This is a genomic window from Undibacterium sp. Ji50W (genome assembly GCF_049340445.1).
GTDB lineage: Bacteria > Pseudomonadota > Gammaproteobacteria > Burkholderiales > Burkholderiaceae_D > Undibacterium.
Genome location: NZ_JBMPOX010000007.1, coordinates 209,327 through 236,203, shown reverse-complemented (window position 1 = coordinate 236,203; position 26,877 = coordinate 209,327). Strand labels below are relative to the sequence as shown.

22 protein-coding genes are annotated in these 26,877 nt (G+C 52.4%); 16 read left to right on the top strand and 6 right to left on the bottom strand.

The features are described 5' to 3' along the window. Positions 1 to 1,131 precede the first annotated feature (1,131 nt). On the top strand, positions 1,132 to 2,160 hold the full coding sequence (locus ACO0K9_RS13295) for a glucokinase (protein WP_422985617.1): 1,029 nt from the start codon (positions 1,132 to 1,134) through the stop codon (positions 2,158 to 2,160). Positions 2,161 to 2,379: 219 nt separating this feature from the next. Here the strand turns inward: ACO0K9_RS13295 and ACO0K9_RS13290 are convergent, their stop codons facing one another. The 3 genes from ACO0K9_RS13290 to ftrA form a co-directional block, all read right to left on the bottom strand. Beyond that, a complete protein-coding gene (locus ACO0K9_RS13290) occupies positions 2,380 to 2,676 on the bottom strand; it encodes a cellulose synthase operon protein YhjQ/BcsQ (RefSeq protein WP_422985625.1) in 297 nt (98 codons plus the stop codon). 6 nt (positions 2,677 to 2,682) lie between these two features. Beyond that, a complete protein-coding gene (locus ACO0K9_RS13285) occupies positions 2,683 to 3,045 on the bottom strand; it encodes a hypothetical protein (protein WP_422985615.1) in 363 nt (120 codons plus the stop codon). A gap of 287 nt (positions 3,046 to 3,332) precedes the next feature. After that, complete coding sequence (gene ftrA / locus ACO0K9_RS13280) at positions 3,333 to 4,304, bottom strand: transcriptional regulator FtrA (protein WP_422985623.1); 972 nt, start codon at positions 4,302 to 4,304, stop codon at positions 3,333 to 3,335. Positions 4,305 to 4,565: 261 nt separating this feature from the next. Here ftrA and ACO0K9_RS13275 point away from each other — a divergent pair, with 261 nt between their 5' ends. The 4 genes from ACO0K9_RS13275 (at position 4,566) to ACO0K9_RS13260 (ending at position 10,264) form a co-directional block, all read left to right on the top strand. After that, positions 4,566 to 4,838 carry a DUF2798 domain-containing protein gene (locus tag ACO0K9_RS13275; protein ID WP_422985613.1) on the top strand — a complete coding sequence of 91 codons (273 nt, stop codon included), beginning with the start codon at positions 4,566 to 4,568 and terminating at the stop codon, positions 4,836 to 4,838. 351 nt (positions 4,839 to 5,189) lie between these two features. Next, positions 5,190 to 7,019 carry a PAS domain-containing protein gene (locus ACO0K9_RS13270; protein WP_422985611.1) on the top strand — a complete coding sequence of 610 codons (1,830 nt, stop codon included), beginning with the start codon at positions 5,190 to 5,192 and terminating at the stop codon, positions 7,017 to 7,019. Beyond that, positions 7,019 to 9,463, top strand: coding sequence for a two-component system response regulator (locus ACO0K9_RS13265; RefSeq protein WP_422985609.1), 2,445 nt, complete (start codon positions 7,019 to 7,021; stop codon positions 9,461 to 9,463). Before ACO0K9_RS13270 ends, ACO0K9_RS13265 begins: the two co-directional genes overlap by 1 nt. Before the next feature lie 108 nt (positions 9,464 to 9,571). Continuing rightward, positions 9,572 to 10,264 (top strand): hypothetical protein, encoded by a 693-nt coding sequence (locus ACO0K9_RS13260; protein ID WP_422985607.1) that lies wholly within the window; start codon positions 9,572 to 9,574, stop codon positions 10,262 to 10,264. Positions 10,265 to 10,315: 51 nt separating this feature from the next. On the opposite strand, the gene ACO0K9_RS13255 is transcribed toward ACO0K9_RS13260, so the two are convergent. Further along, positions 10,316 to 12,478 carry a prolyl oligopeptidase family serine peptidase gene (locus ACO0K9_RS13255; RefSeq protein ID WP_422985605.1) on the bottom strand — a complete coding sequence of 721 codons (2,163 nt, stop codon included), beginning with the start codon at positions 12,476 to 12,478 and terminating at the stop codon, positions 10,316 to 10,318. Between the two features lie 359 nt (positions 12,479 to 12,837). On the opposite strand from ACO0K9_RS13255, the gene ACO0K9_RS13250 reads away from it, so the two are divergent. From ACO0K9_RS13250 to ACO0K9_RS13215, 8 genes are all read left to right on the top strand, one after another. After that, positions 12,838 to 13,455 carry a LemA family protein gene (locus tag ACO0K9_RS13250; protein WP_422985603.1) on the top strand — a complete coding sequence of 206 codons (618 nt, stop codon included), beginning with the start codon at positions 12,838 to 12,840 and terminating at the stop codon, positions 13,453 to 13,455. Beyond that, positions 13,452 to 14,315, top strand: a complete 864-nt coding sequence (locus tag ACO0K9_RS13245; protein WP_422985601.1) for a TPM domain-containing protein — start codon at positions 13,452 to 13,454, stop codon at positions 14,313 to 14,315. Before ACO0K9_RS13250 ends, ACO0K9_RS13245 begins: the two co-directional genes overlap by 4 nt. A gap of 2 nt (positions 14,316 to 14,317) precedes the next feature. Then, the gene (locus ACO0K9_RS13240; protein ID WP_422985599.1) at positions 14,318 to 14,824 is read left to right on the top strand and encodes a TPM domain-containing protein; all 507 of its coding nucleotides are present in this window, start codon (positions 14,318 to 14,320) and stop codon (positions 14,822 to 14,824) included. A 118-nt stretch (positions 14,825 to 14,942) separates the two neighbouring features. Beyond that, positions 14,943 to 15,284, top strand: a complete 342-nt coding sequence (locus ACO0K9_RS13235) for a hypothetical protein (protein WP_422985598.1) — start codon at positions 14,943 to 14,945, stop codon at positions 15,282 to 15,284. 162 nt (positions 15,285 to 15,446) lie between these two features. Further along, positions 15,447 to 16,001, top strand: coding sequence for a cupredoxin domain-containing protein (locus ACO0K9_RS13230; protein WP_422985596.1), 555 nt, complete (start codon positions 15,447 to 15,449; stop codon positions 15,999 to 16,001). Then, a complete protein-coding gene (locus tag ACO0K9_RS13225; protein ID WP_422985594.1) occupies positions 15,998 to 16,372 on the top strand; it encodes a copper-binding protein in 375 nt (124 codons plus the stop codon). Before ACO0K9_RS13230 ends, ACO0K9_RS13225 begins: the two co-directional genes overlap by 4 nt. Positions 16,373 to 16,611: 239 nt before the next feature. Further along, positions 16,612 to 17,307 carry an ATP-dependent Clp protease proteolytic subunit gene (locus tag ACO0K9_RS13220; RefSeq protein ID WP_422985592.1) on the top strand — a complete coding sequence of 232 codons (696 nt, stop codon included), beginning with the start codon at positions 16,612 to 16,614 and terminating at the stop codon, positions 17,305 to 17,307. A gap of 75 nt (positions 17,308 to 17,382) precedes the next feature. After that, entirely contained in the window at positions 17,383 to 18,147 is a 765-nt protein-coding gene (locus ACO0K9_RS13215) for a substrate-binding periplasmic protein (RefSeq protein ID WP_422985590.1), read from the top strand. A 131-nt stretch (positions 18,148 to 18,278) separates the two neighbouring features. Here the strand turns inward: ACO0K9_RS13215 and ACO0K9_RS13210 are convergent, their stop codons facing one another. Then, positions 18,279 to 19,022, bottom strand: a complete 744-nt coding sequence (locus ACO0K9_RS13210; RefSeq protein ID WP_422985588.1) for an acid phosphatase — start codon at positions 19,020 to 19,022, stop codon at positions 18,279 to 18,281. Between the two features lie 565 nt (positions 19,023 to 19,587). Here ACO0K9_RS13210 and ACO0K9_RS13205 point away from each other — a divergent pair. Beyond that, a complete protein-coding gene (locus ACO0K9_RS13205; protein ID WP_422985586.1) occupies positions 19,588 to 21,861 on the top strand; it encodes a TonB-dependent receptor in 2,274 nt (757 codons plus the stop codon). A 188-nt stretch (positions 21,862 to 22,049) separates the two neighbouring features. Here the strand turns inward: ACO0K9_RS13205 and ACO0K9_RS13200 are convergent, their stop codons facing one another. After that, positions 22,050 to 22,181: a type II toxin-antitoxin system YhaV family toxin gene (locus ACO0K9_RS13200; RefSeq protein WP_422985584.1), complete on the bottom strand. Its 132-nt coding sequence runs from the start codon at positions 22,179 to 22,181 to the stop codon at positions 22,050 to 22,052. A gap of 74 nt (positions 22,182 to 22,255) precedes the next feature. On the opposite strand from ACO0K9_RS13200, the gene ACO0K9_RS13195 reads away from it, so the two are divergent. After that, on the top strand, positions 22,256 to 23,167 hold the full coding sequence (locus ACO0K9_RS13195) for a transglutaminase family protein (RefSeq protein WP_422985582.1): 912 nt from the start codon (positions 22,256 to 22,258) through the stop codon (positions 23,165 to 23,167). 158 nt (positions 23,168 to 23,325) lie between these two features. Next, a complete protein-coding gene (locus ACO0K9_RS13190) occupies positions 23,326 to 26,820 on the top strand; it encodes a transglutaminase family protein (protein ID WP_422985580.1) in 3,495 nt (1,164 codons plus the stop codon). The last annotated feature ends 57 nt before the right edge of the window (positions 26,821 to 26,877 follow it).

The following is a 26,877-nucleotide window of genomic DNA, read 5'->3' as shown; positions in this document are numbered from 1 at the left end:
CTTCCATGGCCTTGCGCGCCAGGCCCGATACCAGTGCATATACCACCAGCACGTGAAATAATATGACCAGCCCTAATCCGATAAATTTCTTTCCCGGCTCTTGCTGGCGATTTGAAAAATCCATTCCCGCTGTCTCCTCGAACTTAGAATATGAAGGCGGTAATAATAACCGCTGTTGAAGAAAAATTTGCGCTTCTTTGCTGAAAACTTGCCATATTTTTTGTACTTGGCATGGAATTTAACTCCCTGGCCGATAATCGCTGACGTGATTACCTGTCTTTACTTGCTGCAGGAATAAGCAAATCCACCGCCTAAATATCAAAATAATGATTATTTGTAGCGACCCTGAAAAACCATGGCTAAATCGGCGTCTGCTATTTAGCAATAATTGAACCATGCCAGATGCGTAGAGCAGGGGAGTAAACATGATTCAAATACGCACCAACAAGATGAGAATTCTTGCAGATATTCTCCCCAAAAAAAGGCACTGTGGATTGATCAGTTTTGAAGTCATCTTATCCATGTTTTTGTTTCTTCCAGGCGGGCAATAAATAGTAGCTTGCGAAGGCCCTGGAAATTGCCTGTGCCGTTGTAAAAATGCATGTAGACGCGGTTAATTTTTGTGTGACTTGTTCAATGGCCCTCCGGGCTGCGTTCTGAAAAATGGAGTATGGAAATTTTCTGTCTGGATTGCAACGGATGTTGATGGAATTCTTTGCTTGCATAGTACTGTGTATGCAAGCAAAGACAGTGGTTTTCGCAAAAAGAAAAATGCGCTGATATCTTGCTGTTTGGTACTTGCCTTGTTCTGCTTGTCGGTGCTGTAATCTGCAATTGCCTCGTGATGCACAGATAGGGGCGCTGACGCGCGGAATAGTAGGGGCGCATCTCTAAACAACTAGATCATAAGGCGAACGCCTTCATGCAATAAAAAGTAGTATGACTACATAAAAACACCTTGAGATTCATTTCATTTTCATTATATGCGTATGGATTTCATTGTATTTTTCAAATTTTACCTCAGTGTATGCAAATTCATTGGACATTAATTTGAAAAATATGTAGTATTGTTACATAAAAATGGCGCTTGAATAGCTAGCCAGAGGCAGATCTGAAAATATGAATGCTGAGATGTTGACCAAAAATCAAAAAATACCAGGTGGTGCAGGCCCGCGTTTGCTGGCAGATATTGGTGGCACCAATGCGCGTTTTGCCCTCGAAACGGTAAGCCATCGCTTTGAAGCGATTACCGTATTGTCTTGCAATGCCTATCCTGATTTGCAGGCTGCCATCACTGCCTATCTTGCCAGGGAGGAAGTGAGGGCGCTCTGTCCGCAAGCGGTGCAGCATGCTGCCATCGCCATTGCCAATCCTGTGGATAGTGACGTGGTAAGCATGACCAATCATCACTGGACTTTTTCCATCGAGGCTTTGCGCCAGGCTTGCGGTTTTCAGGACCTGGTGGTGGTGAATGATTTCACAGCACTGGCGATGGCCTTACCTCACCTGGCAGAACATGAAAAACTGCAAGTCGGTTGTGGCCAGGCGCAAGCACAGCGGGCCATTGGCCTTATCGGACCTGGCACCGGCCTTGGTGTATCCGGCATTATTCCTTCAGGGCAGCACTGGATACCTTTGTGCAGTGAAGGCGGCCATGTCTCGTTTTCACCGGCAGATGATACGGAAATCGAGATCCTGCGTTATGCCCGCAAAGAATATGCGCATGTATCCGCCGAGCGCCTGATTTCCGGCATGGGTCTTGAAATCATGTATCGCGCCCTGTCACATATGGATCAAGTACCGAATCCGGAAGACATGAATGCAGCTGATATCACGCGGCGGGCGCTGGATGGCAGTTGTCCAGTGTGTGTGCGCACGGTTGAATATTTTTGTGCCATGCTGGGAACCATTGCCGGCAACCTGGCGATGACCCTGGGGGCCACAGGCGGTGTGTATATAGGCGGCGGCATCGTGCCGCGCCTAGGTGAGTTTTTCAACACGTCCGCGTTTCGCCAGCGGTTTGAAGCGAAAGGGCGTTTTGCCACTTATCTTGCGCAGATACCGACTTTCCTGATTACTGCAGAATACCCGGCCTTTCTGGGTGTATCAGCCATTTTGAGAGAACGCTTGTCGGGGGCTGTTAACGCGGCCCACACGTAAAGCCTTATGTGCACCTATTTGCGATGGCACAGGTGATTTACCCGGCATTACCGCAAAGTTTGCCTACTTTGCGATATTGGGTTTGGATATTGGCATGCCTGGGCGAGGTCAGCAGGGTGTAGTGACAGAGTGACAGACAGAGTTAAAAACAGGATGTTTTGCAGCGCGCTTGACAGGGCCGTACGTGTGGCGTACGGCCCTTTTTTTATTTCTATGATGTCAAATGCCGTCGTTGAATATGTTTGTTGCCCAGTCGGCGATGCCCTGAAACTGTTCGACAGCGGGATGATCCGGCGCGTAATGACCAAGCGGTTGCTGAAAGGCGAAAGCCATGCTGATGGCTTCATCGCGTGGAATGCCAAATGGCAGCATGCGCTGGCCATACGACAGACTCAGTGCGGATGCGATGTCGCATTTGAGCTTGCTGTCAGGTTCGGCATCCTGTGCCATAACCGCAGCCAGATTGGCGGTCACGCTGGTTTTACCGACACCACCCTTCATGGAAACAACTGCAATAATTCTTCATTTTTTAAGCAGTGGCCCCAGGGTCCCGGTTTCGTCGGATGGCGCGGACAAATTTTTCTCGCCCGCGGCCAAACGCTGGAACAATGCCTGAATCGAGGAAGAATTCTGCGCATTGCTCATGCCCGTTGTGGTGGGCGTCAAATGCTGGAGTTGACTGGCGATTGGTTGTTTGCGGTTGGGTGAGTCACCATGACCCTGGCTCGCAGATGCTGCGGTCACATCGGAGACGGGCAGGCATTGCCAGCGTGCTTCCCGTTCTGCGTCCGTTAACAGCGCGGGACGATGCGCCTGTTTTGCAGCAATAGACTGCAAGATAGGCCAGCTATGTTCAGGTATTTTGCCGTCGTCCTGGCTATTCATGAATACTTTCTGTGGTAAGTGGACCGCACTACAAGCCGTTCAGATGAGGTGCAAAAGAATGGCAAAAGCGGCTTGCTCCTGATAATTTCAATTAATTCTATCAAGCATTAATCAAGCGGTATAGCAATACTTGCATGGCCTTCATCAATGCATGGGTTTTGTCTACTTCAACGAAACAGCTGTTGCGCGGCACATTTTCAGTTCGCTGACAGATAGGGCGTGAATTTATTTCAGCATAGACGATATCCGTTGAGAAAATCATTTCTCACCAGTGTGGCGACGCAGTCTTAAATCGGTGCTGTTATCAGCACGTCGGCAAACTGTTTGCGGTAATTGCCCGGGCTGTTTGCAACGATGCGGCGAAAGTGGCGGCGCAGCGATTCTTCAGAACTGAAACCGGCCAGTTCGGCCACCTGTGTCAGGCTGGTGTGCGGTGATTCCAGCAATTCCTTGGCGATGGCGACACGTTCGCGTATCAGCCATTCACCCGGTGCCATACCGGTGGATTCCTTGAACTGGCGTTGCAGCGTGCGTGTACTCATCGCCGCTTTTTCTGCCATGGATGTCAGGTTGTGAGGCAGGGCAGGGTGGGATCGGATCCAGTCCATCAATTTCGCCAGGCGAGCATGTTCGTCGCTGGGCATGGGGCGTGGTACAAACTGCGCCTGACCACCTTCGCGATGCGGTGGCACCACCAGTCTTTGCGCCACCAGGTTGGCGACCCTTGCGCCATAATCCTTGCGCACCAGATGCAGCAGCATATCCAGCCCGGCGGCAGAACCTGCCGAGGTCAATATCTGTCCCTGGTCCACGTACAAAGCATTTGCTTCCACATGGATAGCTGGGTAACGCTTCAGCAATTTATCGGCATAGCGCCAGTGGGTCGTCACGGTCTTGCCATCCAGTATGCCGGCTGCTGCAAGGATGAACACGCCGGAACAGATGCTGCAAATTCTGGCACCACGCGCATGGGCGGCACGGATTTTTTCCAGTATCGCAGGTGGCGGCATTTCGTCGGCGTCACGCCAACCGGGGATGATGATGGTATCAGCCTGGTCCAGCATGTTCAGGTCGTGCGGCACTTCTACACGGATGCCACCTGCGGCTCGCAATTTACCTGCTTCCATGGCGCAGACGGCAAAGTCATACCAGTCCACATTTAGCTCGGGTCGATTCAGCGCAAATAATTCTACCGTGCAGCCAAATTCAAAGGTGCACAATTGATCATAGGCAAGGGCAACCACCAGGTGTTTCTTCATGCTTGGTTTTTTCATTACGGTTTTTCCATGGCAAAATCTTACCGCAGATTGCGTTTCCGGACATGCCTGCCACTGCAGCGTACAGGGTAAGTGGCTATTTACTTTTATATCAACGCCAATTACACTGGTGGCGCATACTTCCACAAGTTGCCGTAAGCGTTTACGTCAAGCAACGCGCCACAGCCGCCGGACTGGTCCGGGGCCAGATGTTTATCTTCCATGGATGAACAGGCGCCTGCTGGGTCGGCTTATGGAACTTTTATGAAATCTCAAAAACACACTTCTTCTGCAACGTCTATGCGCAAATTGCCTGCACGCTACGCAGCTTTCGTCATGCCCTTTTTTCTGTCGATACTGATGACCTGTATCATTTCGCTGATCAGCAGTTTGCGCAGCGTTGGCCTGGTCGATCACTTCATGGAAATATGGATGGGATCCTGGTTGCTGTCATGGATATGTGCCTTTCCAACACTGCTAATGGTATTACCTTTGGTAAGACGCCTGACCTTGTTGGTGGTCGAAACACCGCAATAAGCAGACAAGCTGTATTGCCGCAGTAAAATAACTGGACAATGCATTAATATGCACTAATGTTACTGTTAGGGAAGTCTAGGTCAACACGCCCTAGCCAACACATCCTGGTTTCCAGGTCTCGTTGTTGCATTGATTTTTTATTCTGACAAAGCCAGGTCCGTTGCCTGGCTTTGTTATGATTGACAGGTGGGTGCATGCTGCGTTGCACATGTATGTCGAACAAGCAACAACCGAACAACAACCGAACAACAAACGAGCTACAGGTATTCATCAATCGTTAAAAAAATTATTTAAATTTTAATGTCATATTGTTTATAGTTAGAATTAAGTTTTCGCACGAAGGGCTGCGCCATGCATGGTCTTCAAGGTCGGGAAATGGAGCAATTATTTTTGCTCATGACGGATACCTTGCCGGTAGGTGTGGCGGTGCTCGACCTTGATCTGCGTTTGCTCTTCATCAACCGCCGGCATGCCGAACTGAATCGCATCCCTGTCACAGAACAGCTTGGCCATCCCATCCGCGATTATCTGCCGCAAGTAGCCGATATCATCGAACCCAAAATGCGCTTCGTGCTGGAAACCGGTATTCCACTGGTAGGTCAGGAAATACGCGGTAACGGCCCGGGAAATGAAGACGACAAGCTGTTCCGTCTGGCATCCTATTACCCCAGACGCGATGATAGCGGCAATATCTGCGGCATCCTTGCCCTGATACAGGACGCATCCATCGATTCCGTTGAAGCGCAGGTGGCAGAAGAAAGCAAGCAGCGCCTGTTGCAGGTGCTGGATAATCTGTTTGCCTTTGTCGGCGTGCTCGATATGGATGGGACCCTGCTGGAATGCAACCGCGCACCCCTGGAGGCCGCCGGTATTGCTATTGACGAGGTACGTGGCAAAAAGCTGTGGGATACTTACTGGTGGAGTCATGACCCCGAACTGGCACAGCAACTGAAAGAAGCAATCAGTCGTTGCCGCAATGGTGAAACAGTACGTTATGACGTACATGCCAAAATGATCAATGACAGTCGCATGTGGGTGGATTTCATGCTGGCACCGCTACGCGATGAAGCAGGCAAGGTCACCCACCTGATACCGTCCGGTATCGATATCTCCAAGCGGCATGACAGCGAAGCTGCCCTGCACCAGTCAGAAGACCGTTATCGTTCAGTCATAGAATCATCCGACGATGCCATCATCACCAAATCCCTGGAAGGTATCATTACCGGCTGGAACCCGGCTGCCGAGCGCTTGCTCGGCTATAGTGCCAAAGAAGCGCTGGGCAAGCCGATTACCATGCTGTTCCCGGCGGCATTGCTGGGTGAAGAACAGCATCTGCTGCGACGGATCACCAATGGCGAACGTATCCCGCCTTTCGATACAGTGCGCATACACAAAGCTGGGCATTTTGTGGATGTGTCGATCACGATTTCTCCCTTGCGTGACCGCAATGGAAAAGTGATCGGCGCCTGCAAGCTGGCGCATGATATAGGCAGCAAAAAAAGGCAGTGGGCGGCACTGGAGCAGGCACTGGAAGAAAAAACCGCCTTGCTGCATGAAGTGCATCATCGCGTCAAAAACAATCTGCAGATTGTTTCCAGTCTGCTCAAATTGCAGGCCCGGCAAGCGCCAGAAGAGGTGGCCCGGGTCCTGGGCGAAAGTCAGAGCAGGGTCAGGGCCATGGCATTGGTACATCAATTGCTATATGACTCGGAAATGATGTCAGAAATCGAATTGTCGGAATTCATCAACCGCCTGATTGCCCTGACGGTTGCCAGCCACGACACCACCAAGATGGGCATCCAGTTACACTATTCAGGGCCGGACAAATCTGTCTTCATGAGCGCGCACCGCATGATTCCGCTTGGCCTGGTCATCAATGAACTGGTACTGAATGCCATCAAGCATGCTTTTCCTGCCGACTGGCTGGCTGAACGTAGCCCGCTGCAAGCCCGTATTGATATCCGCCTGCAAGAAATTTCTGACGACAAGTTGCATTTGCAGGTGGCTGACAATGGGCGTGGATTATCATCGGAATTCAACTGGGACGCAGCAAAAGGGCTGGGAACGCAATTGATCCCCATGTTTGTCGCGCAACTGCATGGCGAACTGGAAACCACTTCGACAAACGCCGGGAGCTGCTTTACGATAGCAATCAGCCCTAAACGGAAAGGAATCGCTTGATGCATGCCGAGCATATTCTGATCGTGGAAGATGAGCCCGTGGTGGCACTGGATCTGCAACATACCCTGGTGGAGCTGGGGCATCGCGTATGCGGCATACGCAGTAATTTTAACCATGCGCTGTCCGCCGTTTCCCAGCTTGAACCTACCCTGATATTGATGGACATCCATCTCGATGGCGCAGAAGATGGCATTGATGCCTGCCAGGCGATCTACCAGCGCTGGAAATTACCCGTCATCTTTCTTACCGCCTACGCCGATGACAATACCGTCAAGCGTGCCATCGCCAGCAAGCCCTTCGGCTATGTCATGAAACCATTTGGTGCCAAGGAACTGGCAGCCGTCATACAAGTGGCACGCTCTCGCCACGATGCCGAAATTGCGCTTGAAAAATCCGAAGAGCGCCTGTCCGTCGCCCTGGAAGCCGCCGATCTCGGTATCTGGGAATGGGAAGAGCAACTCGATACGGTCAAGGGGGACGAACGCTTCCATCGCATGTGGGATAGTGCCCTCAGCCCCTTCCAGGCCAACCTGCACACCATGCTGGAATGCATACATCCGGACGACAGGGCCAATGTGCATCAGGCATTGACCAAGTCAGACCTGTTCAACTGCAGTTTTCGCGCGCTGCGCAGCAACGGTGACTATGCCTGGCTGGAAATGGTTGGCAAACTGCATGTCGGGCATGCCAGAAAACAAACTGTGATCGGTGCCTTGCGCGATATCACCTTGCGCAAACTGACAGAAGAAAACCTGCGGCAGGCAAGTGTCGTTTTCAGTACCACGGCAGAAGGCATCATGATACTGGATGAGGCCGGCAAGGTCTGCTCCATCAACCCGGCATTGACACGACTGACCGGCTATCCTCAGGAAGAAATACTGGGGTTTTACCCAAATGAAATCTTACTGGGACGGCGGGATAATGACCCCACCTACCAGGACATTGCCGCCATGCCAGAAGGCTACTGGTCGGGCGAAGTTGCCTGCAAATGCAAGGATGGCCGCCTGTTCCCGGCACTGCAGCATATCTGTGTGGTGCGTGATGATGCCGGCAAGGCAAAGCAATATGTGCACGCCATTTCAGACATCAGCTTTATTCGCGAAGCCCAGCGTCAGTTGGCGCATCTGGCTTACCATGATCCCCTGACTGGCCTGGGTAACCGTTATCTGCTGGATCAGCGGCTGGAAACCGAAATCCAGCAGACCCTGAATGCCGGGAATCATTTCGCCGTCATCTTTGTCGACCTGGATGAATTCAAAGCCATCAATGACACCATGGGCCACCATGTTGGTGACCGCGTTATTCAAGAAGCTGCCATGCGTATTGTGCGGCAGATACGTCGCCATGACGAAGCCATACGCCTGGGCGGGGATGAATTTGTCGTCATCGTGTCCAGCCTCAATCATCCCTCGGAAGGCTTGTTGGTCGCTGAAAAAATCCTTAAATCTTTCGCAGAACCGGTGGTGATTGAAGACCATCATTTTGTGATTGGTGCCAGCATAGGTGTCGCCAAATTTCCCGGTGATGGCAATACCAGTCATGAAATCCTGGGGGCAGCCGACAGCGCCATGTATGAAGCCAAGCGTTGTGGCAAAGGGAAAATCTGTGCCTATTCCAGCAACCTCAGCGACAAGTCTGGTACCCGCCTGAATATCGAACAAAATCTGTACGGTGCCGTGGAAAGAAATGAATTTGAACTGTTCTACCAGCCCATCATCGATCTGGCTGATTTTCGCCTGATCGGTTTTGAAGCCTTGCTGCGCTGGAATCATCCCGATTCCGGCCTGCTGGAACCAGGGCAATTCGTGCATATTGCTGAAGAAGTTGGTCTCATCGATGACATCGGCAACTGGGTGCTGGCAGAGGCACTGAAGCAACTGAGTAGCTGGAACGAAGTAGGGCAGGGGCAGCTATTCATGGCCGTCAATGTGTCTGCCGGGCAGTTCCAGAATGAGCAATTCCTCAAGAAAATCCGGGATGCATTGGATGCCTATCAATTGCCTGCGCATTTACTCGAAATTGAAATTACAGAAGCCATGCTGCAAGACTTTCATCAAAGTCGCAAGGTGGTTAACAGCCTGCGTGAAATGGGCGTTCGGGTTGCGATTGATGATTTTGGTTCCGGATATTCTTCCATCGCCCTGCTCAAACACTTGCCGGTATCACGCATCAAAATAGACCGCTCTTTCGTGATTGCCCTGCCCGGTGCCGAACGGGATTTGGGCATGGTGGCCGCTATCCTGCAAATGGCAAAAAGCCTGCAGCTGGATGTCACCGCCGAAGGCATAGAAACTGCAGAACAGGCGCGCATGCTGCGTGAACTGGGTTGCCAGACCATACAGGGCTATTACTTCGGTCACCCCATGGGTGCCTATGACTATTCGAATGGCTGGATCAGCCTGGGTATGGGCAAGAACTACTTCCTGCCGCGCCCTGGACGCTAAATAGCATAATTGAAACAAATGCTTACATGCATTTACTATTTATCACGTCTTTTAAATTATAAGCTTGCTATTCTTTTATTCGGCAAACATTCTCACCGGTGGACAGGTATGCCCTTACGCATAGCTTTTACCGTCAGTTCCCACTTCCCCAATCCAATGAACAGCGCATTTTTTGACGTAATCACAGATAGCAAACTGGCTCATGATCTGAGGCAGATTGCTGATGATTTTCAATTCCTGGAGTTTTTTGATCAGTATGATACTTGCTGCTTCACCATGTCTGCCATGCTGGCCCACATACTGCAAGAAAAAGGTTATACCGCCAGGGTGCAGGGCTGTTATGCCGAAATCCGGCAAAACAATGGAATTTTTTATATAGGCTACAAAGGTTTTGTGCGTGACAGGCAAAGGGAAGGGCATGCCGTCTGCATCATCAATGAAAAATACCTGGTGGATTTTGGCCTGGGTACATTAAGAAAATTTTATCCCAGTGATTTCTCTCAGGCCTTGGCCAGCGAAATCCTGAATGATGAGGTGATGCTGGCCAGCCTGCCGCTAGAGAATGGCATGCGTATAGACTGGCGCATAGACTGGATTTCACCCGTGGCCGAGCACCGGTTGCAAGCCCAGGTACCAGTCATAAAACAAGCTGTGGCAGCCTATGACGACTTCCAAAAAAACCGCATGTCCTATCTCGTCAAAAAATTATTTGTCAGAGAACACAAGCCATCACAGGATGAGCATGCATCAAACACCGCGTTGCCGCTCCAGACAGGCCGGCATTACACGATTGATATTTGAAGCAGGCCCACAGACCGTTCACCAGGCATGCCGTCACCCCGCACTTAGTTGTTAGCCACGCGTATGCTCAAAAATGAATGTGAATACATCGACGGTCTTGGTGATGCCATTCTTTCTGGTTGTGGAGTAGTGGCCAGAATCAAAATCAACACGCATTAATACCGGGCGCTTGGGGTCAAGGTTCTTTTGCATGCGTGCGGCCATCTTGGCGACTTGCCAGGGCTCTACCCGTATATCGTTGGCACCAGTCATCAGCAGCATGGCCGGGTAGCTGACATTTGGCTGTACATGGTGATAGGCATCCATTTCCAGCAAGCTGTGAAACTCGTCTTCTTTCTTCACCGTACCAAATTCTTCATCATTGCCAGGGCCATTTGATGTCAATTCAAAGCGCAAGGTATTGAAGACACCCACCTCACCGATGGCGACGGCAAATAAATCGGGGCGCTCGGTAATGGCGCGGCCCACCATGATGCCGCCGGCGGATGTACCCCATACAGCAATCCTGCCGCGTGAAGTCCAGCCATCTTTGATCAAGGTTTCGGCCACATCTATCACATCACGCCAGGTATTGGGTTTGGTGGCTTTTTGCCCGGCCAAATGCCAGCTGTCCCCTTTTTCGCCACCGCCGCGCACGTGGGCATATACAATCACGCCACCCTGATCCAGGAAGGCCAGTTTGGACCCCTGAAAGCCTGGGTCCAGGATGATGCCATAGGAACCATAGGCTTCGATCAGGACTGGGTTTTTACCGTTCAGCTTGGTATTGTTTTTATGCAGTATTTCTATCGGTACTTTCGCACCATCACGCGCCTTGATTTCCAGACGTGTGGTTAAAAAGGGCGAAGTATCAAACGGTGCCTTGGGCGTGAGGCCGATATCTTTCGCCTTCAGATCGGCACCAGTGTGCAGGCTGCGGGCAGACCAGGTCAGGCCATCCATGCCAAACCATGCACCTTCCAGCGTAGGATCGCAATTCACATCCCACACGGCACCGCTCAAAGGTAGTGCCACGTCTTCCACCTTGCCGGTGGCAAAACTGTAGCGACGCAGCGCACCCACCTGGCCACGCAATTCATGAATATACAAACCATCTTTGGCGAGACTCATACTGTCAATCACATACTCGCCTTGGGCTACCACTACCTCACGTTTGGTCTTGTCCGGGTCGCGTACGCTGACCTTGAATACTTCACCCCGTTCCGCCTTACCCTTGGCCAGTACATATACGTCGTCACCTACGGTCAGCGCATGGACCGCGACATCATCTTTGCCAAACACGGCTGTCCAATTGGGTTTGCCCTGAGCCAGTTCACTGCTGCGCGCCACCATGCCATAGGCTGGCCATTCACCGTTGCTGTAGATGGCACCCAGTGCCCAGTCACTTGCGACGTTCGCCAGCACCATCGGCATTTCACGTTCAGTCTGGCCCATGGCCGGTCCATCTGACCAGCGCAGGGCCAGTGTGTCTTGCGCCGCCTCGGTGTTCATCCTGTGCAGCCAGGTCGCGGTGTCGAAAGAAAAATCGACCTTGCCCTTGACCGCACCATCACGCAAGCGTGAATAAAAGAAGCCGCTGGAATCGGGTAACCAACTGGCCGGCAAACCATTCTGCAGGGTGATCAGCACGTCCTTGCCACTATCTAATGTCAGGACGCGCAATTCACGTATTTCATCCCCGCCTTTGTCGATGGTGTAAGCCAGATGCCGGCTGTCCGGCGACATCAGCAAGCCAGTCACCCGGCGTGGGGCACCGCCCTGGGCACCGGCTTCGGGGTCAATCAGCAAACGGTCGGCACCACCTGCATGCGGGCGCGCATAAATCTTGAAAGCCTGCTGTCCGGGTAGACGACGTGCAAAAACGATATAACTGCCGCTGATCTGGCGTATTGATACATTCGTCACTGCCGCAGTGAAACGCGTCACCGATGCTTCCACTGCGCGCCGGCCTGGCAAACGGTCCAGCATCTGCCTTGCATAGGCACCCTGTGCTTTCAGGTAGCTGGCAAATTCGTCGGTATCAGGTTTCTGCTCCATCCAGCGATAGGGGTCCACGATAGCCTTGCCCCACAAAGTGTCGGTTACGGCTTCTTCTCTTGCCACAGGCGGGCGCAACAGGACAGGTATTTTCCTGACTGCTGCATGAACATGTGAGCTGATGGGGGACAAGGCGAATGCTGAAAGTGACAGGGCAAATCTGCGACGGGTAATCATCAGCGGCTTCCTCTCGGTAAATGGATGATGCAAACGAGTATAGATGGATTTGCAAACAGCTGACAATATGTAAATCACCGGGCCAGCACTGGCTGACCACACTCAGACAAGCTCAAGTTTTCATAAGTGCTTGACCTGTCCTTGCGCTTTATCAAATCACAACAAGGTAAATTGGATTTAGATGTTCATAGAGCAATAATGAATTCAGTGGCGCTTCATTGTGCGCTACCGCACAGTGATTTTCGGGTAAGTATGGCAAGCTATTTGTGATGCAATATTGCCATTGTTACTGATATGAGTACTGCTTTCATCGCTTTCACCACCTTCGGTGAAAAACAAACCAATCAGGAGAAATCCCCATGCGCAAGTTTTGGCTGCTGTTGTCAGCAATACTCTTACTTAACATCTCCGGGTGCGGATATAACAGTTTCCAAAGTGGGGATGAGCAAGTCAAATCCAACTGGTCCGAAGTCTTGAACCAATACCAGCGTCGTGCCGACCTGGTGCCCAATCTGGTCAACACCGTCAAAGGCTTTGCCGCACAGGAAAAGGATGTCTTGCTGGGCGTCACCAATGCCCGCGCCAAAGTCGGCAGCGTACAGGCAACACCCGAACTGCTGAACAATCCCGAAGCCTTTGCCAAATTCCAGACTGCTCAGGGTGAACTGTCCGGCGCCTTGTCGCGCTTGTTGGTCGTCACAGAAAATTATCCGCAACTGAAATCAGATGCCAATTTCCGTGATTTGCAGGCACAACTGGAAGGCACAGAAAATCGCATCACCGTTGCCCGTAACCGCTACATCAAGTCTGTGCAAGAATACAATGTACAGGTCAGGTCTTTTCCATCCAACCTGACAGCCATGATGTTTGGCTACAAGGTCAAACCCAACTTCGCTGTCGAAAATGAAAAAGAACTCGCTAAACCACCGGTAGTGGATTTTGGCGCACCCGCTGCCAAGCCCAGCAGTGCACAATGAATATCCTGCGAAACGCCAAGGTGCTATTGTTGAGCAGCATGCTGGCATGGGCCGGTGTTGCCTTGGCACAGATCGCCGTCCCACCCATACAAAACCGCATCACAGACCAGACCGCAACCTTGACCACGGAACAAAAAGCTGCCTTGGAACAAAAGCTGCGTGATTTTGAAAACAAGAAAGGCAGCCAGATTGCCGTCCTCATCGTGCCCACTACTGCCCCCGAAACCATAGAACAGTATGCCCTGCGTGTAGCAGAACAATGGAAGCTGGGGCGCAAAAAAGTCGATGACGGCGCCATATTGCTGATCGCCAAGAATGATCGCAGCCTGCGCATAGAAGTTGGTTACGGCCTGGAAGGTGCACTCAACGACGCCACCAGCAAACGCATTATCAGCGACACCATCACCCCTTATTTAAAACAGGGTGATTTCAATGCAGGCATACAGGCCGGTGTCGATCAAATGATGCGTGTAGTGGAAGGCGAAGCCTTGCCCGCAAAGTCGGCGCGCAGAAGCAATGATGTGGATGGCTTCCAGCAATATGCCCCCATATTATTTGTCATGGCATTAGTGGTCGGCGGTGTATTACGTGCACTGTTTGGCAGGTTGCCTGGTGCCCTCGTTACTGGCGGCGTCGTTGGCGGAATCGCCTGGCTGGTCGCCGGTGCCATACCCCTTGCCATGATTGCAGGTGTACTGGCACTGTTCTTTACCCTGTTAAGTGGCAGTCTGGGCGCACGTGGTATTGGTGCCTACTATGGGGGCAGTGGCAGAGGTGGCATGGGTGGCTTTGGAGGTGGTGGCGGCTTCAGCGGTGGCGGCGGTGGTTTTGGCGGTGGCGGTGCATCGGGGCGGTGGTAATCATGAGTAACTTCAACATCAAACGCATCACCAAACACTTGCTGACTACCCACTACCAGCTAAGAAGCGCCTTCCCGCCCTTAAGTCTGCAGGCCATAGAGCAAGCCATCAAAACTTGCGAATCCAATCACTTGGGTGAAATCCGCTTCGTTGTCGAAACCGCGCTTGACTGCGGCCCATTGCTGCGCGACCAGACTGCCCGCACACGCGCCATAGAAGTTTTTTCGCAATTACACATCTGGGATACCGCACACAATAACGGTGTACTTATTTATGTATTGCTGGCTGACCGTGATGTTGAAATCGTGGCAGACCGCGGAATCCATGCCAAAGCAACAGCCGACGAATGGGAGCAAATTTGCCGCATGATGGAAAGTGCCTTCAAACTGGATCAGTATGAAGACGGCGTCATCCGGGGTATACAGGCCATCAGTCAGCACCTGGCAAAACACTTCCCGGCGGATGGCGACAACCTGAACGAATTGCCAGATGCCGTTGTCGTGCTATAGCCGTGCAGAAGAGGGGAATCAAGCCAGGCAGCCATCGTAGTAAACAGTGGCTGTAGAATCTCAAGACTAAACGAACTCAAAAATAAGCGAACTCAAAAAAACAGCTATAATCTGGCCCATGAAAAAGCTGGTTCGTTTATTGTTATTGTGCATCCTGATGCTGACTATCCCTGTACAGGGCGTCCTGGCAGCAAGCAGGCTGTGTTGTGCTGACGAGCCATCATCTGCCTCTGCTTCTGCCAGTGAACACCATCTGCACCAGCGTCATGCCAGCACCTCAGTAAAAAAACACGCATTGGATCATGCCGCATCCGTCGATGCATGTTGCGCAGCGACCGCCATCCTCAGCCAGGATATTGCACTGCCATTGCTTCGCCCTTCTTCAGAAAGAATCGACCTGATTTTTTCTTCATATACAGGCCACATCAGTGATGGCCTGGAGCGACCACCCAGGTCCTGATACTCCCCTTCCTTCGGACATGACCTGACATTGCCAGGTCATCAAATCATTGTCGTAGACCCAGCGTAGCTGTGTGTCTGCCGACTGTGCACGCCTATTCAGTGTTTGACGCTGGATAAGCGCGGCATTGTCATTCCACCTTCCTGGAAAAGAAAGTATCTTATGAAATCCGCTTTAAAGAAATCACACACCCTGTCCACAGGCCTTGCTGTATCCCTGTTATTTTCCTCGGGTGCCGCAATGGCATCTGGCACCCACGCAGGTGGGCACGCCCATGATGAAGACGCAATAGGCAAGCCCGGCATCGCCAGCGCTGTGACGCGCACCGTCAATATCGACATGAGCGACAGCATGCGTTTTACGCCTGCCAGCATCCAGGCAAAACAAGATGAAACCATACGCTTTGTCATCAAAAATTCAGGCAAGCTCAAACACGAGTTTGTGCTTGGCTCAGAAAAAGAATTGAAGGAGCATTACGAAGTGATGAAAAAAAATCCCGAGATGGAACATAGCGACCCCAACATGGTGACACTGGCCGCTGACCAGGCAGGTGAAGTGCTGTGGCAATTCAGCAAGGCAGGCAAGATCGATTTCGCCTGCCTGCAACCTGGCCATTACGATGCTGGCATGAAAGGCAAAGTGCAGGTCAGCAAGTCCCAAACCAATGCCAGCGCAGATGAACATCAACATCACGCACAATCAAAGGACACATTATGAAAAACATGAAAACAATGATGCTGGCCGCAGTATTGTGCCTGAACCTGCCGCTGGTGAATGCCAATGCAAATGCCCCTGACTATGCAAACACCGCCAACTCCGCCAGCCCCGCCGGGCAGGACAATACAGCGGTTGCAAGCACAATGACAGATGCAACAGATGGTGAAATCATCAAAATTGACAAGAGCAGCAACAAAGTCACGATCAAGCATGGCCCCATCAAAAACCTGGACATGCCAGGCATGACCATGGTGTTCAGAATCAAGGAAGCGGCCATGCTGGATACTCTGGAACCCGGCAATAAAGTGAAGTTCAGGGCAGAAAAAGCCAATGGTGCACTCTATGTTGTTGACATTCAAGTCGTAAGATAAATTGCTAGCCAGTGCAGCCTGCCAATGTGGCATCAAACCTGGCGGGCTGCATTCAATCTAAATTGTTGGACTGTGCAGGTCGGCAGATAATGCATAAAAACATTGGCAAATGATGAATGACTGGTGTCTAATGTGAGCAATGTTGCAAGGAGATTTGGTCTGCTTTGGCTTGTTAGCCAAAGACAACTATCCAGTGACATGCTTAAAAAGCTCTTTCCCTTAAACGACGCCTTATCGCCATGCATTCCAAATTAAAACAGTTTTTCGCTTTCCTTACCCTGTGCGCTATTCTATTTTCTGGCAGCGCAACCGCAATGACCATGTTGCGGTCTAACCAGACCCTGATACTGTTCGGCAAAGTCGTGCCTGAAGACAGCCAGCTATTCCGCAAAAAACTCGAAGAAGGCCCAGTCAAAACAGTCGTCATGACCGAAAGCCCCGGTGGTGATATGCGTGCTGCCTATGCCATTGCAGACCTGATTACAGAAGGCAAGATGAATACAGCAGTCAACGGCAGTTGCATGTCCGCCTGTGCGCTTATCTTTATGGCCGGTGCGGAAAGGCAAATGCTTGCCAGCAAGCATATGGAGAAAACACGCCTGGGCTTCCACGGTCCACACAATAAGCGCACCAAAGAAATCGCTACCGCTGCCATACCCAAATTCCGTGAATGGCTGCTCAAGGTAACGCAAAACAAATTCCCTGAAGAAGTACTCGATCGCGCTCTCAACATAGAACGCGCCGGTGACATGATGTTCTTCTATTATCCGAACGAAAATTACCTTGGGGACATCCGCTTTTGCACCGAAGGTTCACTGCGTTGTGAAACCCTGAATGGCTACAACATCGTCAAGATCGGCATCCTGACAACGGCAGACTTGCTGAAAGTCGAGAGCCTGGATGAGCCTGAAAAAGCAGGTACTAAACCGGAGTAGCAGTTACACCAATTTATCCGCATCATGATTTGAGTAGCAGACAGTTTTTCCTATCAACACCAAAAAGGAAACAAGATGACAAACAATGCAACGGCGCTCACTACCATGAGCCTTGGTAAATTGACGGTCTGCACCTATGGCGGATTCGCGCCAGTCTGCCACAAAAACAAAGACGGTAAGCCCATTGGCTATGACATCACCTTCCTGGAAAAATTTGCCCATGGACTGGGGCTGGACATCGTCTGGATAGAGCATGACTTCGACGACATCTGGACCATGCCGAACGAAAATCTATGCGACATCGCCGCAGCCGGCGTCCAGCAACGTGATGACCGGCATGTGGGACCGGGCGGTTCATGGAGTGACCCTTATTTCCAGGTACAAAGATCACTGCTGGTGCGCAGCGCCGACAAAGCAGCGTTTGATGACTACGAAACCGTGGCTGGAAAAACGATAGTCGTGACCCGTGGCTCAACGGCACACATCGACGCCAATGCGCGTTACTACCCCCGCTGTACGATAAAATGCGTTGATGAGCTTGTTCTTGAGGATCAGCCAGACGCGCAAGAGTACATCGTCAATAGGCTGATAAAAAACCACAAAGTCGACGCCTTCGCCGAAGATGATGTCGACGCCTTCGCCGAAGGCGATGTCAGCAACAAATACCTGTGTGGCATCTACGGCAAGGGCTGTGATGGCGACCTGGCGCTGGCAGATATTCATCATATCGACGGCACCAATGAAACCTTCAATTTCATCACGCGCAATGCCAGTACAGGCTTGCTTGGTTTGTTGAATGCCTTTATTGCGAACAACAAGGGTGGCTATCCACCAGGGTGAAATTCCGATGTGGTGGTGTAGGTAGTCTGAACTGATAGGTATGACAAGCTGGAAAGCCAGGCTGACAAAGTTTACATTCAGCCAGGCTTTATATCGCTAAGGAATTAATCTTCGGCACCCATACTGGCATTTTATTTTTCTGTACGTGCCACGATCGCCGTTGGTGTTGCGGGCAGTCCCAGCACATTTCTTAATTCGCTTCTTGCTATTGCAAAGTCCGCAGTGAAATCGGCACGGCTCATCAAATTCGCGGCGATCAATGCACCTGCTATTTTCCCTGCTTCAATGTCTGAGCGAAAATGGATACCCGCGATAAGGCGGTTATTCGCATATTCAACGCCTCTTTGCATGATTTCGGTTTTCTTTTCGGGGAGCATGTTTGCCAAAAGCACGGCCATCAACGTCCCTGCGGTAGCATGACCAGAAGGGTAAGAAAATGATTTGGAACGATTCACTACAGGTTTGACCAGATCACTATACTGGTGAGGGCGCGGTTGCCTCCAGAATTCTTTCGCTGGATCAGTTATAGGCCCTTCGGATGCCAGGACCCGGATGAATAAAGCATTCAGTTTGGGCAGCTTTTCAAGTGTAAAGTCTGCTCCTATAACTTCAGTGAAGCGCCAGATATTCTCTACTGCATCAGCTTGTGCCCGTGCCGCCATATCGGTGGTACGTGTGACTTGTAGACCCAGAACTTCGGCAAGTTCCTCTTTCATTTTTAAAGAATCTATTGCCGGTGGTGGAGCAAGGAACTTGCTTAAATCAAAATCTTTCGAGGTGATGTATGGTTGGCCTTCTTTTGCACTTGCTATTGGAGAGAGGACCACGCCAATACTTAATACTGCCGCCAGGAATACATTAAAATATTTTTTCATACGATTCCAGAAATGTGAATGCCTACGTCTGTCACTTGCTTATATCAATCAAGCATGATGAATGTGTGTCTATAAATCCATTGCAAATAAACATGGTGATACAGGCCGGAAATGTATCCGTAAAAAAACGCCCACATCTCTTTTGCGTGGAAACTACATAAATAGCGCACGCATGATAAGACACATTTATGACACTAAGAAGACATGAGGGATATTGGGCAAGTAGCTTTGCGTTGCACGATACGCCCAAACCCTTTTGAGTTGTGATTTGTAATCCTGCAACATCCTCCATATGAACGACACGTCGAGCCTGTCGCTGCGTAGTTTCAACGACTGAGCCCTTACGTTATCGCAGAGTTATCGCTTAGTTATCGCTAACTCTGCGTACATACTGGTCAGGTTAATTGTTGCAAGGTCTGTGATAAGTCGGCACGGGTTGAAACTGCCAGCTTCATGGATATGAGCATGCCTATGAGATTCGTCACGTAATAAAGGCGTCATAGTTGGTTGTTAGCATGGCCGGGAGAGCCGTTTTACACATCACAAACCCAACCAGAGATATTTCATGACATGCATTTTTAAATTTCGGAAGCGAACTTCAGTTATTGGACAAGCTATTTCTATTTTGTTCTTGTCGTGTTCTGCTATACAGCTTGTTCAAGCGCAGACTCAGACTCAGCCACAGGACCAGGTTAACCTGGGAACCGTCGGTACACAGGGTGGCGCTAGTCAAGTGGTCGAAATCTCTGCTAAACCTAATTCGATCTCCGCTGTTGCGCCTACTCAGGTCAACTTGTTGGCCACTCAGCCGCAGTCCATCATTTCGCGCGCATTCATCGAACAATCGGTAGCACCTACTGGTAACTTCAATACGATCGCCGGTATAGCGCCAGGTGCATCGACACAACCTTCTCCAAATGGCCCTGGTACATCGGACACTAAAACCGTATTGCGTGGCTTTCAGGATGCGCAATACAACGTAACTTGGGACGGTATCCCGTTTGGTGATACTAACGATCCTACTCACCATTCCACGGCTTATTTTCCGGCGGCAGTGATCGGCGGTGTGGTAGTGGAGCGTGGTCCTGGCAATGCCAGCAACCTCGGTCAGGCCACGTATGGTGGAAGCATCAATTTGTATTCCAAGACACCATCTGCAAATCGTTCTACCGAACTTTACTATTCGCGCGGCGGCTGGAACACCAATCTGTTTGGCATCGCCTTCGAGAGCGGCAAGTTAGGCGACAACGACGCCACCTTGCAATTGAATGTACAGAACATCAAGAGTGATGGCTATCTGACCTACAACACGATGGACGGATCCAATCTCGTCATCAAGTATGCCCAGAAGCTTGGCCAGAACACACGCATGACTGTTTTTGCCACGTATAACGACATCAAAACGAAATTGCCTGATTCTGCTTCTGGTGCAACCCTTGCACAGGCTGCTCTGTTCGGCAAGAACTACAGTCTGAACAATGACCCTACCAGTCAAGGCTACTACGGCTACAACACCGTTCACAAAAAAACGGATATGGAATATCTCCGTTTGCAGACGAATTGGGGCAATGGTTTTCAGACTGACAATAACCTGTACAGCTACTACTACGACAATGCCACCTTCGCCGGGTTTGATGCAACCGGTTATCTGGGTGCCGGCATAATTGCAGCAGGCGCGGGAACCAATGCCAGTTCGTATTCTGGCGCGAAAGTACCCGTTGGTGGTGTGTTAGGTTATGACAAGTTAAACCATTACCGCGTCAATGGGGACATCTTCAAGGCGACCAAGCAGTTTGATGCCGGTCTGTTGCGTGCCGGTCTGTGGTTGGAAAATTCCGATACCCGCCGTCATCAGTATGGCCTGGACATGACTACCATGACCTACCTTGACCCGACTTTTGCTGGCAAAGGTACTAAATTCAACCAAAATTCCAGTTGGACCCAGTACCAGCCTTTTGTAGAATTTGAATGGGCAGTATCGGAACAAACGACAGTAACACCTGGTATCAAATACATGAATTTTAAGCGCAGTGTTGACGCTGTTAAAAATCAGGGTTCAAGTGTCGCGGCCAGTTTCTCGGAAACCTATAAAGCCTCACTCCCGTTCCTGACGGTCAATCATGCTGTAGATAAAGAAAATTCTATTTATGCCCAATATGCCAAGGGCATGCAGACACCTGTTCTGGGTACCGCATTGCAAGTGGTGACACCAGCGAACACACCAGACCCACAGACCACGACGAACTACCAGATTGGCGTGGTTCATAAATCTGAACGCTTCACTGTTGCTGCTGACCTGTATTACATTGATTTTAACAACCAGATCGGTTCGAGCACAGTGGCTGGTCAGACTGTATTCTTTAATCAGGGTGGGACGGTTTATAAAGGCTTTGAAATCGAAGGTGCTTATTTGCTTGGTTCTGGATGGTCAGCGTATGCTAACTATTCTAAGAACAGCGCCAAATTCAAGGATGGAAATAGTGCCGGTACCGGGTCGATTTCCAAGTCGCCTGACATGACCGCTGCACTTGGGCTGCAATACAATCAAGGACCATGGAATGCTTCGATGATCTACAAGATTGTTGGGCAGCAATATGCACAGAACGGCGAACCCGCCGCCTACAAGATCAGTGCCTACGACAACACTGATCTTAATGTCGCCTATACTTTCGATCATATCGGTTCTATATTGCAAAAAATTAAGATTCAGTTAAGCCTCTATAACTTGACTGACAGCCGGAAAGTCACCTCTATCTCGACGGGGGCTACGGTGGCGTTGGATCAATATCAATGGCAAGCACCGCGCAGCTTCATGTTGTCCGGCAAGGTCATGTTCTAATAGTGTTGACATAGTCGTTCCCAGAGGCAGCAAGCTATGCTGCCTCATTCATTTCTGCAACAGCATGTGGTCGTGGGCGACCGGGCTGAATACTAACTTCCGGCCATTTTTGTGGAGTTGAATATTCGCCGTCGTCTCTTGCATCCTTTGCTGCTGTGCGCATCACCCAGAGTATTACCTTGCCGGTATTAACTGCGCGCAGGGTCTTGCGGTATCAGCGCGTACATCAGCTTGTTGATCGTAGCCAGACGTTTACTGGCGTTCTTGCTGACATAATTCACCGGGTTTTTTTGCCGCAAGGCTTCAACCTGAGCAGTCAATGCTTCTACCTACTTGCGCGTTAAACGTGACCAGGCATGCTACAGTACGTCTTTTGCTTCTTACTCAATTTGCCATGAATTCAACCGTGGCCCGCACTGCGCCCATGTTGCGCTACAGCGTGGTGCATGAAACCCGCTACACCTACCAGAGCCTGGTGACCCTGTCGCAGCAGTTGCTGCACATGGCACCGCGCTGTTTTGCCGTGCAGCAAACCGAATCGCACAATGTATTGGTCGATCCGGGTGTAGACGAGGGCGTTGACGGGGTTGATTTCTTCGGCAACGCCATCCGCCGCTTTACTGTGACCACGCCACACAAGGTGCTGCGTGTTCTGGCCGAGTCGACCATTGCGCTGGCAGCCCGTCCCGGCATAGCACAGATTGCCGTCTCACCGCGCTGGGAAACCGTGCGCGACATGGTGCAACAGTCGCGCCAGCCGGCCATACTCGACGCCTGTAGCTATTTGTTTGAGTCCCCCCATGTGCGTTGGAATGCGGCAGTGGAGCAGTATGCGCGGACCAGTTTCACCCCGGGCCGGCCCTTACTGGACGCTGCGCTGGACCTGACCAGTCGCATCTTCGATGATTTCGAATTTGACGGTAACGCCACCGACATCGCTACGCCGCTCGAACAAGTACTGGCTGGCCGGCGCGGCGTGTGCCAGGACTTCGCCCAACTGATGATAGGCGGCCTGCGCAGCCTTGGCCTGCCGGCACGCTATGTCAGCGGCTATATCCAGACCCATCCGCCGGCAGGGCAGCCAAGGCTGATCGGGGCAGATGCCTCGCATGCCTGGGTGTCTGTATTTTGCCCGGAGCTGGGCTGGGTCGATTTCGATCCGACCAACCGTTGCCTGGTGCAGAGCGAACATCTGACCCTGGGCTGGGGGCGCGATTTCAGCGATGTCACCCCAATGCGCGGTGTGGTGCTGGGTGGTGGTGCCCACGAACTGCAGGTCAGCGTCACGGTGACACCGTTGGCATGAGCCCTTGTGGGCGATCTCGGTGCGTGCCGCACCAGCATAGGGTGTACTGGGCGGGCAGAGTGCATTACACATTGCTGGCAGCAGTGGATTTTCTTGCGCCAATGGCATAGATCCTGCTAGATTGACAGGGTCGCCCTCACTCATCCAAAGGTCTCCGCATGGCAATCCGAGTCGCGCTACACCACAAAACCAGCTACCGTTATGATCGCCTGGTTGCGTTGTCACCCCATGAAGTGCGCCTGCGTCCGGCGCCACATGCCCGTACCCCCATCCTGTCGTATTCGCTGACAGTGGCGCCAGAACAGTACTTCATCAACTGGCAGCAAGACCCGTATGGCAACTATATTGGTCGCTTTGTGTTCCCCGAAAAGGCTGACCGGCTGGAATTTACCGTCGACCTGGTGGCCGACATGACGGTCATCAACCCCTTCGATTTCTTCGTCGAGAAATATGCCGAGACCTTCCCGTTCGCGTATCCTGCCCAGCTCAAGGCCGAACTTGGCCCCTATTTGCAGAACGAAGAGCCCGGCGTACTGCGTCAGGAATGGGTGAAGCAGATGCGCAGCGACCTGCTCAAGGAAGCCATGGGCACCAACGATTTCCTGGTCGCCATCAATCAGCGACTGCAGGCTGATATTGCGTATCAGTTGCGCATGGAACCTGGCGTGCAGACCCCCGAACAAACACTGGGATTACTTGCCGGCTCTTGCCGTGACAGCGGCTGGTTGCTGGTGCAGATCTTGCGCGACGTCGGCCTGGCGGCCCGTTTCGTATCGGGCTACCTGATCCAGTTGCGGGCCGATCAGGAAGCGCTGGACGGCCCCAGCGGCACCAGCGTCGATTTCACTGACTTGCACGCATGGGCCGAAGTATATGTGCCGGGCGCTGGCTGGATCGGCCTCGATCCGACCTCTGGCATGCTGGCCAGTGAAGGCCATATTCCACTGGCGTGTACTGCCTTGCCATCGTCGGCGGCACCGGTCACTGGCTACACCGACGAAGCCGAAGTAACGTTTGAACATGAGATGACGATCACCCGCATCCATGAAGACCCGCGCGTGACCAAGCCCTACTCGGACGCAGACTGGCAAAGGATAGACCAGTTGGGTGAACAGGTCGATGCCGACCTGAGACATCAGGACGTGCGCCTGACGCAGGGGGGCGAACCGACCTTTGTGTCGATCGACGATATGGATGGGGCCCAGTGGAACACCGAAGCCCACGGCGATGACAAGCGCCGCCTGGCGGGCCAACTGATGCACCGTCTGAAGAACCATTTTGCACCCGGCGGCATGTTGCACTACGGCCAGGGCAAGTGGTATCCGGGCGAGCCGCTGCCGCGCTGGGCATTGAATATTTATTGGCGTGTGGACGGCCAGCCGATGTGGCTGGACGCCAGTCTGTTCGCCGATGAGCAGGTCAACGATGGCTATGGCCCAGCGGACGCCGAACGCTTCGCTGCAACACTGGCACGCGCGCTGCGCCTGCCTGCCGACAGCCATCTGCCGGCGTATGAAGATGTACTGCAGCAGGCCCGGCGTGAGCAGACGCTACCGGTCAATCTTGATCCGCTGAGCGTTGACCTGGACCAGGCCGATGAACGACGCCGCCTGTCGCGCCTGTTGCAGACGGGTTTGGGAGCGGTGGTCGGCTATGTACTGCCGCTTAAGCCGGAACCGACCGACCAGTCTTTCGCCATGGGCACCCTGTGGCGCACCTCGCGCTGGCCGCTCAAGCGCGAGCATCTGTATCTGCTGGATGGCGATTCGCCCATGGGCTTGCGCCTGCCACTGAATGCCTTGCCATGGGTGATGCCGGAAGACGAAGAGCCGGTCTTCGATCGTGATCCTTTCGCGCCGCGCGATGCATTGTCACCGCCGCTGTACGACAAGCAGCCCGGGCTGAACGTGGCCGCTACCAAGGCTGGTCAGCAAATCAAGGCCAGCCAGCAAGTTAAGGCAGACCAGCAAGTTAAGGCAGAACAGCAAGTTAAGGCAGAACAGCAAGTTAAGGCAGAACAGCAAGTTAAGGCAGAACAGCAAGTTAAGACAGAACAGCAAGTTAAGGCAGAACAGCAAGTTAAGGCAGACCAGCAAGCCGGGGCCACGTCCAAACTGGCACCGCGTGACGTGATCCATACTGCGCTGTGCGTACAGGTGCGCGTTGGCCGCTTGCACGTGTTCATGCCGCCGCTGACACGGGTCGAGGACTATCTGGCGCTGGTAGCGGCAGTCGAAAACACAGCCGCGCTGCTGAAGATGAAACTGTGGATAGAAGGCTATCCACCGCCACGCGACCCACGCATCAAGTTGCTGAGCGTAACGCCCGACCCTGGTGTGATCGAAGTAAATATCCATCCGGCAGCCAGCTGGAAGGAGCTGGTCTACAACATGTCCACCTTATATGAAGAGGCGCGCCTGTGTCGGCTAGGCACGGAAAAATTCATGGTCGATGGCCGCCATACCGGCACTGGTGGCGGCAACCATGCGACACTGGGCGGCGCCACCGCCGAAGACAGCCCCTTGCTGCGGCGGCCCGATTTGTTGAAGAGCCTGATCACCTATTGGCAAAACCATCCATCGCTGTCTTACCTGTTCTCTGGCACCTTCATCGGCCCTACCAGCCAGGCACCGCGGGTTGACGAAGCGCGCGACGATAATTTGTATGAACTGGCGATTGCTTTCCAGCAGATGGACCAGTTGCTGCCCACGCTGCATCCGGGCGATAAGCCGTGGATGGTCGACCGGCTATTGCGCAACCTGCTGGTCGATCTGACTGGCAACACCCACCGTGCCGAATTCTCTATCGACAAGCTGTATTCGCCAGATGGGCCAACTGGCCGTCTTGGCCTGGTGGAATTCCGTGCCTTCGAAATGCCACCGCACGAACGCATGAGCCTGCTGCAAATGCTGTTGCTGCGGGCGCTGGTGGCGCGCTTCTGGCGTCAGCCTTACCAGGCCAAGCTGGTGCATTGGGGTACGGCACTGCACGACCGCTGGATGTTGCCGCATGTGGTGGCGCAGGACATTCGTGATGTTGCGCGCGACCTGCGCGAGGCGGGTTACGCTTTTGAAGATCATTGGTTTGACCCCTTCATCGAATTCCGCTTCCCGCGTTACGGCACGGTAGTCTACCAGGGCGTCGAACTGGAGCTGCGGCAGGCGATCGAACCATGGCATGTGCTGGGCGAAGAAATGAGCACCGGCGGCACCGCACGCTATGTCGATTCGTCGGTCGAACGCATGCAATTGCTGGTGCGAGGCCTGACGGATGGTCGCCACGTGGTCGCCTGCAATGGCCGCATGCTACCCCTGCATCCGACCGGCGTGCCAGGAGAATACGTCGCCGGCGTGCGCTTCCGCGCCTGGAGCCCGTGGTCGGCGCTGCATCCCAGCATCAAAGTGCAAGCGCCGCTGACTTTCGACCTGGTCGATAGCTGGAGCGGGCGCGCGGTGGGTGGCTGCACCTATCATGTCAGCCATCCGGGTGGCCGTGCCGAGAGTGGGTCGCCAGTCAACGCCAACGCTGCCGAGGCCCGCCGCTTCGCCCGGTTCTGGGCCTATGGACATACGCCAGGACCGATGACGGTGCTGCGCGAAGCGCCCAATCCCAGCTTCCCGATGACGCTGGACTTACGCTGGCAGCCGGGCTAAAAGAAAAACTAAAATGCAAAACTAATAGGACTTACGCACAATCGTCCCAGCAAGGCG

Bases quoted from the DNA above. Each gene is read 5' to 3' on its own strand.
- ACO0K9_RS13270 (WP_422985611.1), top strand. From the start codon at position 5,190: ATGCATGGTCTTCAAGGTCGGGAAATGGAGCAATTATTTTTGCTCATG.
- ACO0K9_RS13285 (WP_422985615.1), bottom strand. From the start codon at position 3,045: ATGAATAGCCAGGACGACGGCAAAATACCTGAACATAGCTGGCCTATC.
- ACO0K9_RS13235 (WP_422985598.1), top strand. From the start codon at position 14,943: ATGAAAAAGCTGGTTCGTTTATTGTTATTGTGCATCCTGATGCTGACT.
- ACO0K9_RS13250 (WP_422985603.1), top strand. From the start codon at position 12,838: ATGCGCAAGTTTTGGCTGCTGTTGTCAGCAATACTCTTACTTAACATC.
- ACO0K9_RS13240 (WP_422985599.1), top strand. From the start codon at position 14,318: ATGAGTAACTTCAACATCAAACGCATCACCAAACACTTGCTGACTACC.
- ACO0K9_RS13255 (WP_422985605.1), bottom strand. From the start codon at position 12,478: ATGATTACCCGTCGCAGATTTGCCCTGTCACTTTCAGCATTCGCCTTG.
- ACO0K9_RS13265 (WP_422985609.1), top strand. From the start codon at position 7,019: ATGCATGCCGAGCATATTCTGATCGTGGAAGATGAGCCCGTGGTGGCA.
- ACO0K9_RS13275 (WP_422985613.1), top strand. From the start codon at position 4,566: ATGAAATCTCAAAAACACACTTCTTCTGCAACGTCTATGCGCAAATTG.
- ACO0K9_RS13230 (WP_422985596.1), top strand. From the start codon at position 15,447: ATGAAATCCGCTTTAAAGAAATCACACACCCTGTCCACAGGCCTTGCT.
- ACO0K9_RS13260 (WP_422985607.1), top strand. From the start codon at position 9,572: ATGCCCTTACGCATAGCTTTTACCGTCAGTTCCCACTTCCCCAATCCA.
- ACO0K9_RS13225 (WP_422985594.1), top strand. From the start codon at position 15,998: ATGAAAAACATGAAAACAATGATGCTGGCCGCAGTATTGTGCCTGAAC.
- ACO0K9_RS13215 (WP_422985590.1), top strand. From the start codon at position 17,383: ATGACAAACAATGCAACGGCGCTCACTACCATGAGCCTTGGTAAATTG.
- ftrA (WP_422985623.1), bottom strand. From the start codon at position 4,304: ATGAAGAAACACCTGGTGGTTGCCCTTGCCTATGATCAATTGTGCACC.
- ACO0K9_RS13210 (WP_422985588.1), bottom strand. From the start codon at position 19,022: ATGAAAAAATATTTTAATGTATTCCTGGCGGCAGTATTAAGTATTGGC.
- ACO0K9_RS13245 (WP_422985601.1), top strand. From the start codon at position 13,452: ATGAATATCCTGCGAAACGCCAAGGTGCTATTGTTGAGCAGCATGCTG.
- ACO0K9_RS13220 (WP_422985592.1), top strand. From the start codon at position 16,612: ATGCATTCCAAATTAAAACAGTTTTTCGCTTTCCTTACCCTGTGCGCT.
- ACO0K9_RS13205 (WP_422985586.1), top strand. From the start codon at position 19,588: ATGACATGCATTTTTAAATTTCGGAAGCGAACTTCAGTTATTGGACAA.
- ACO0K9_RS13190 (WP_422985580.1), top strand. From the start codon at position 23,326: ATGGCAATCCGAGTCGCGCTACACCACAAAACCAGCTACCGTTATGAT.
- ACO0K9_RS13195 (WP_422985582.1), top strand. From the start codon at position 22,256: ATGAATTCAACCGTGGCCCGCACTGCGCCCATGTTGCGCTACAGCGTG.
- ACO0K9_RS13295 (WP_422985617.1), top strand. From the start codon at position 1,132: ATGTTGACCAAAAATCAAAAAATACCAGGTGGTGCAGGCCCGCGTTTG.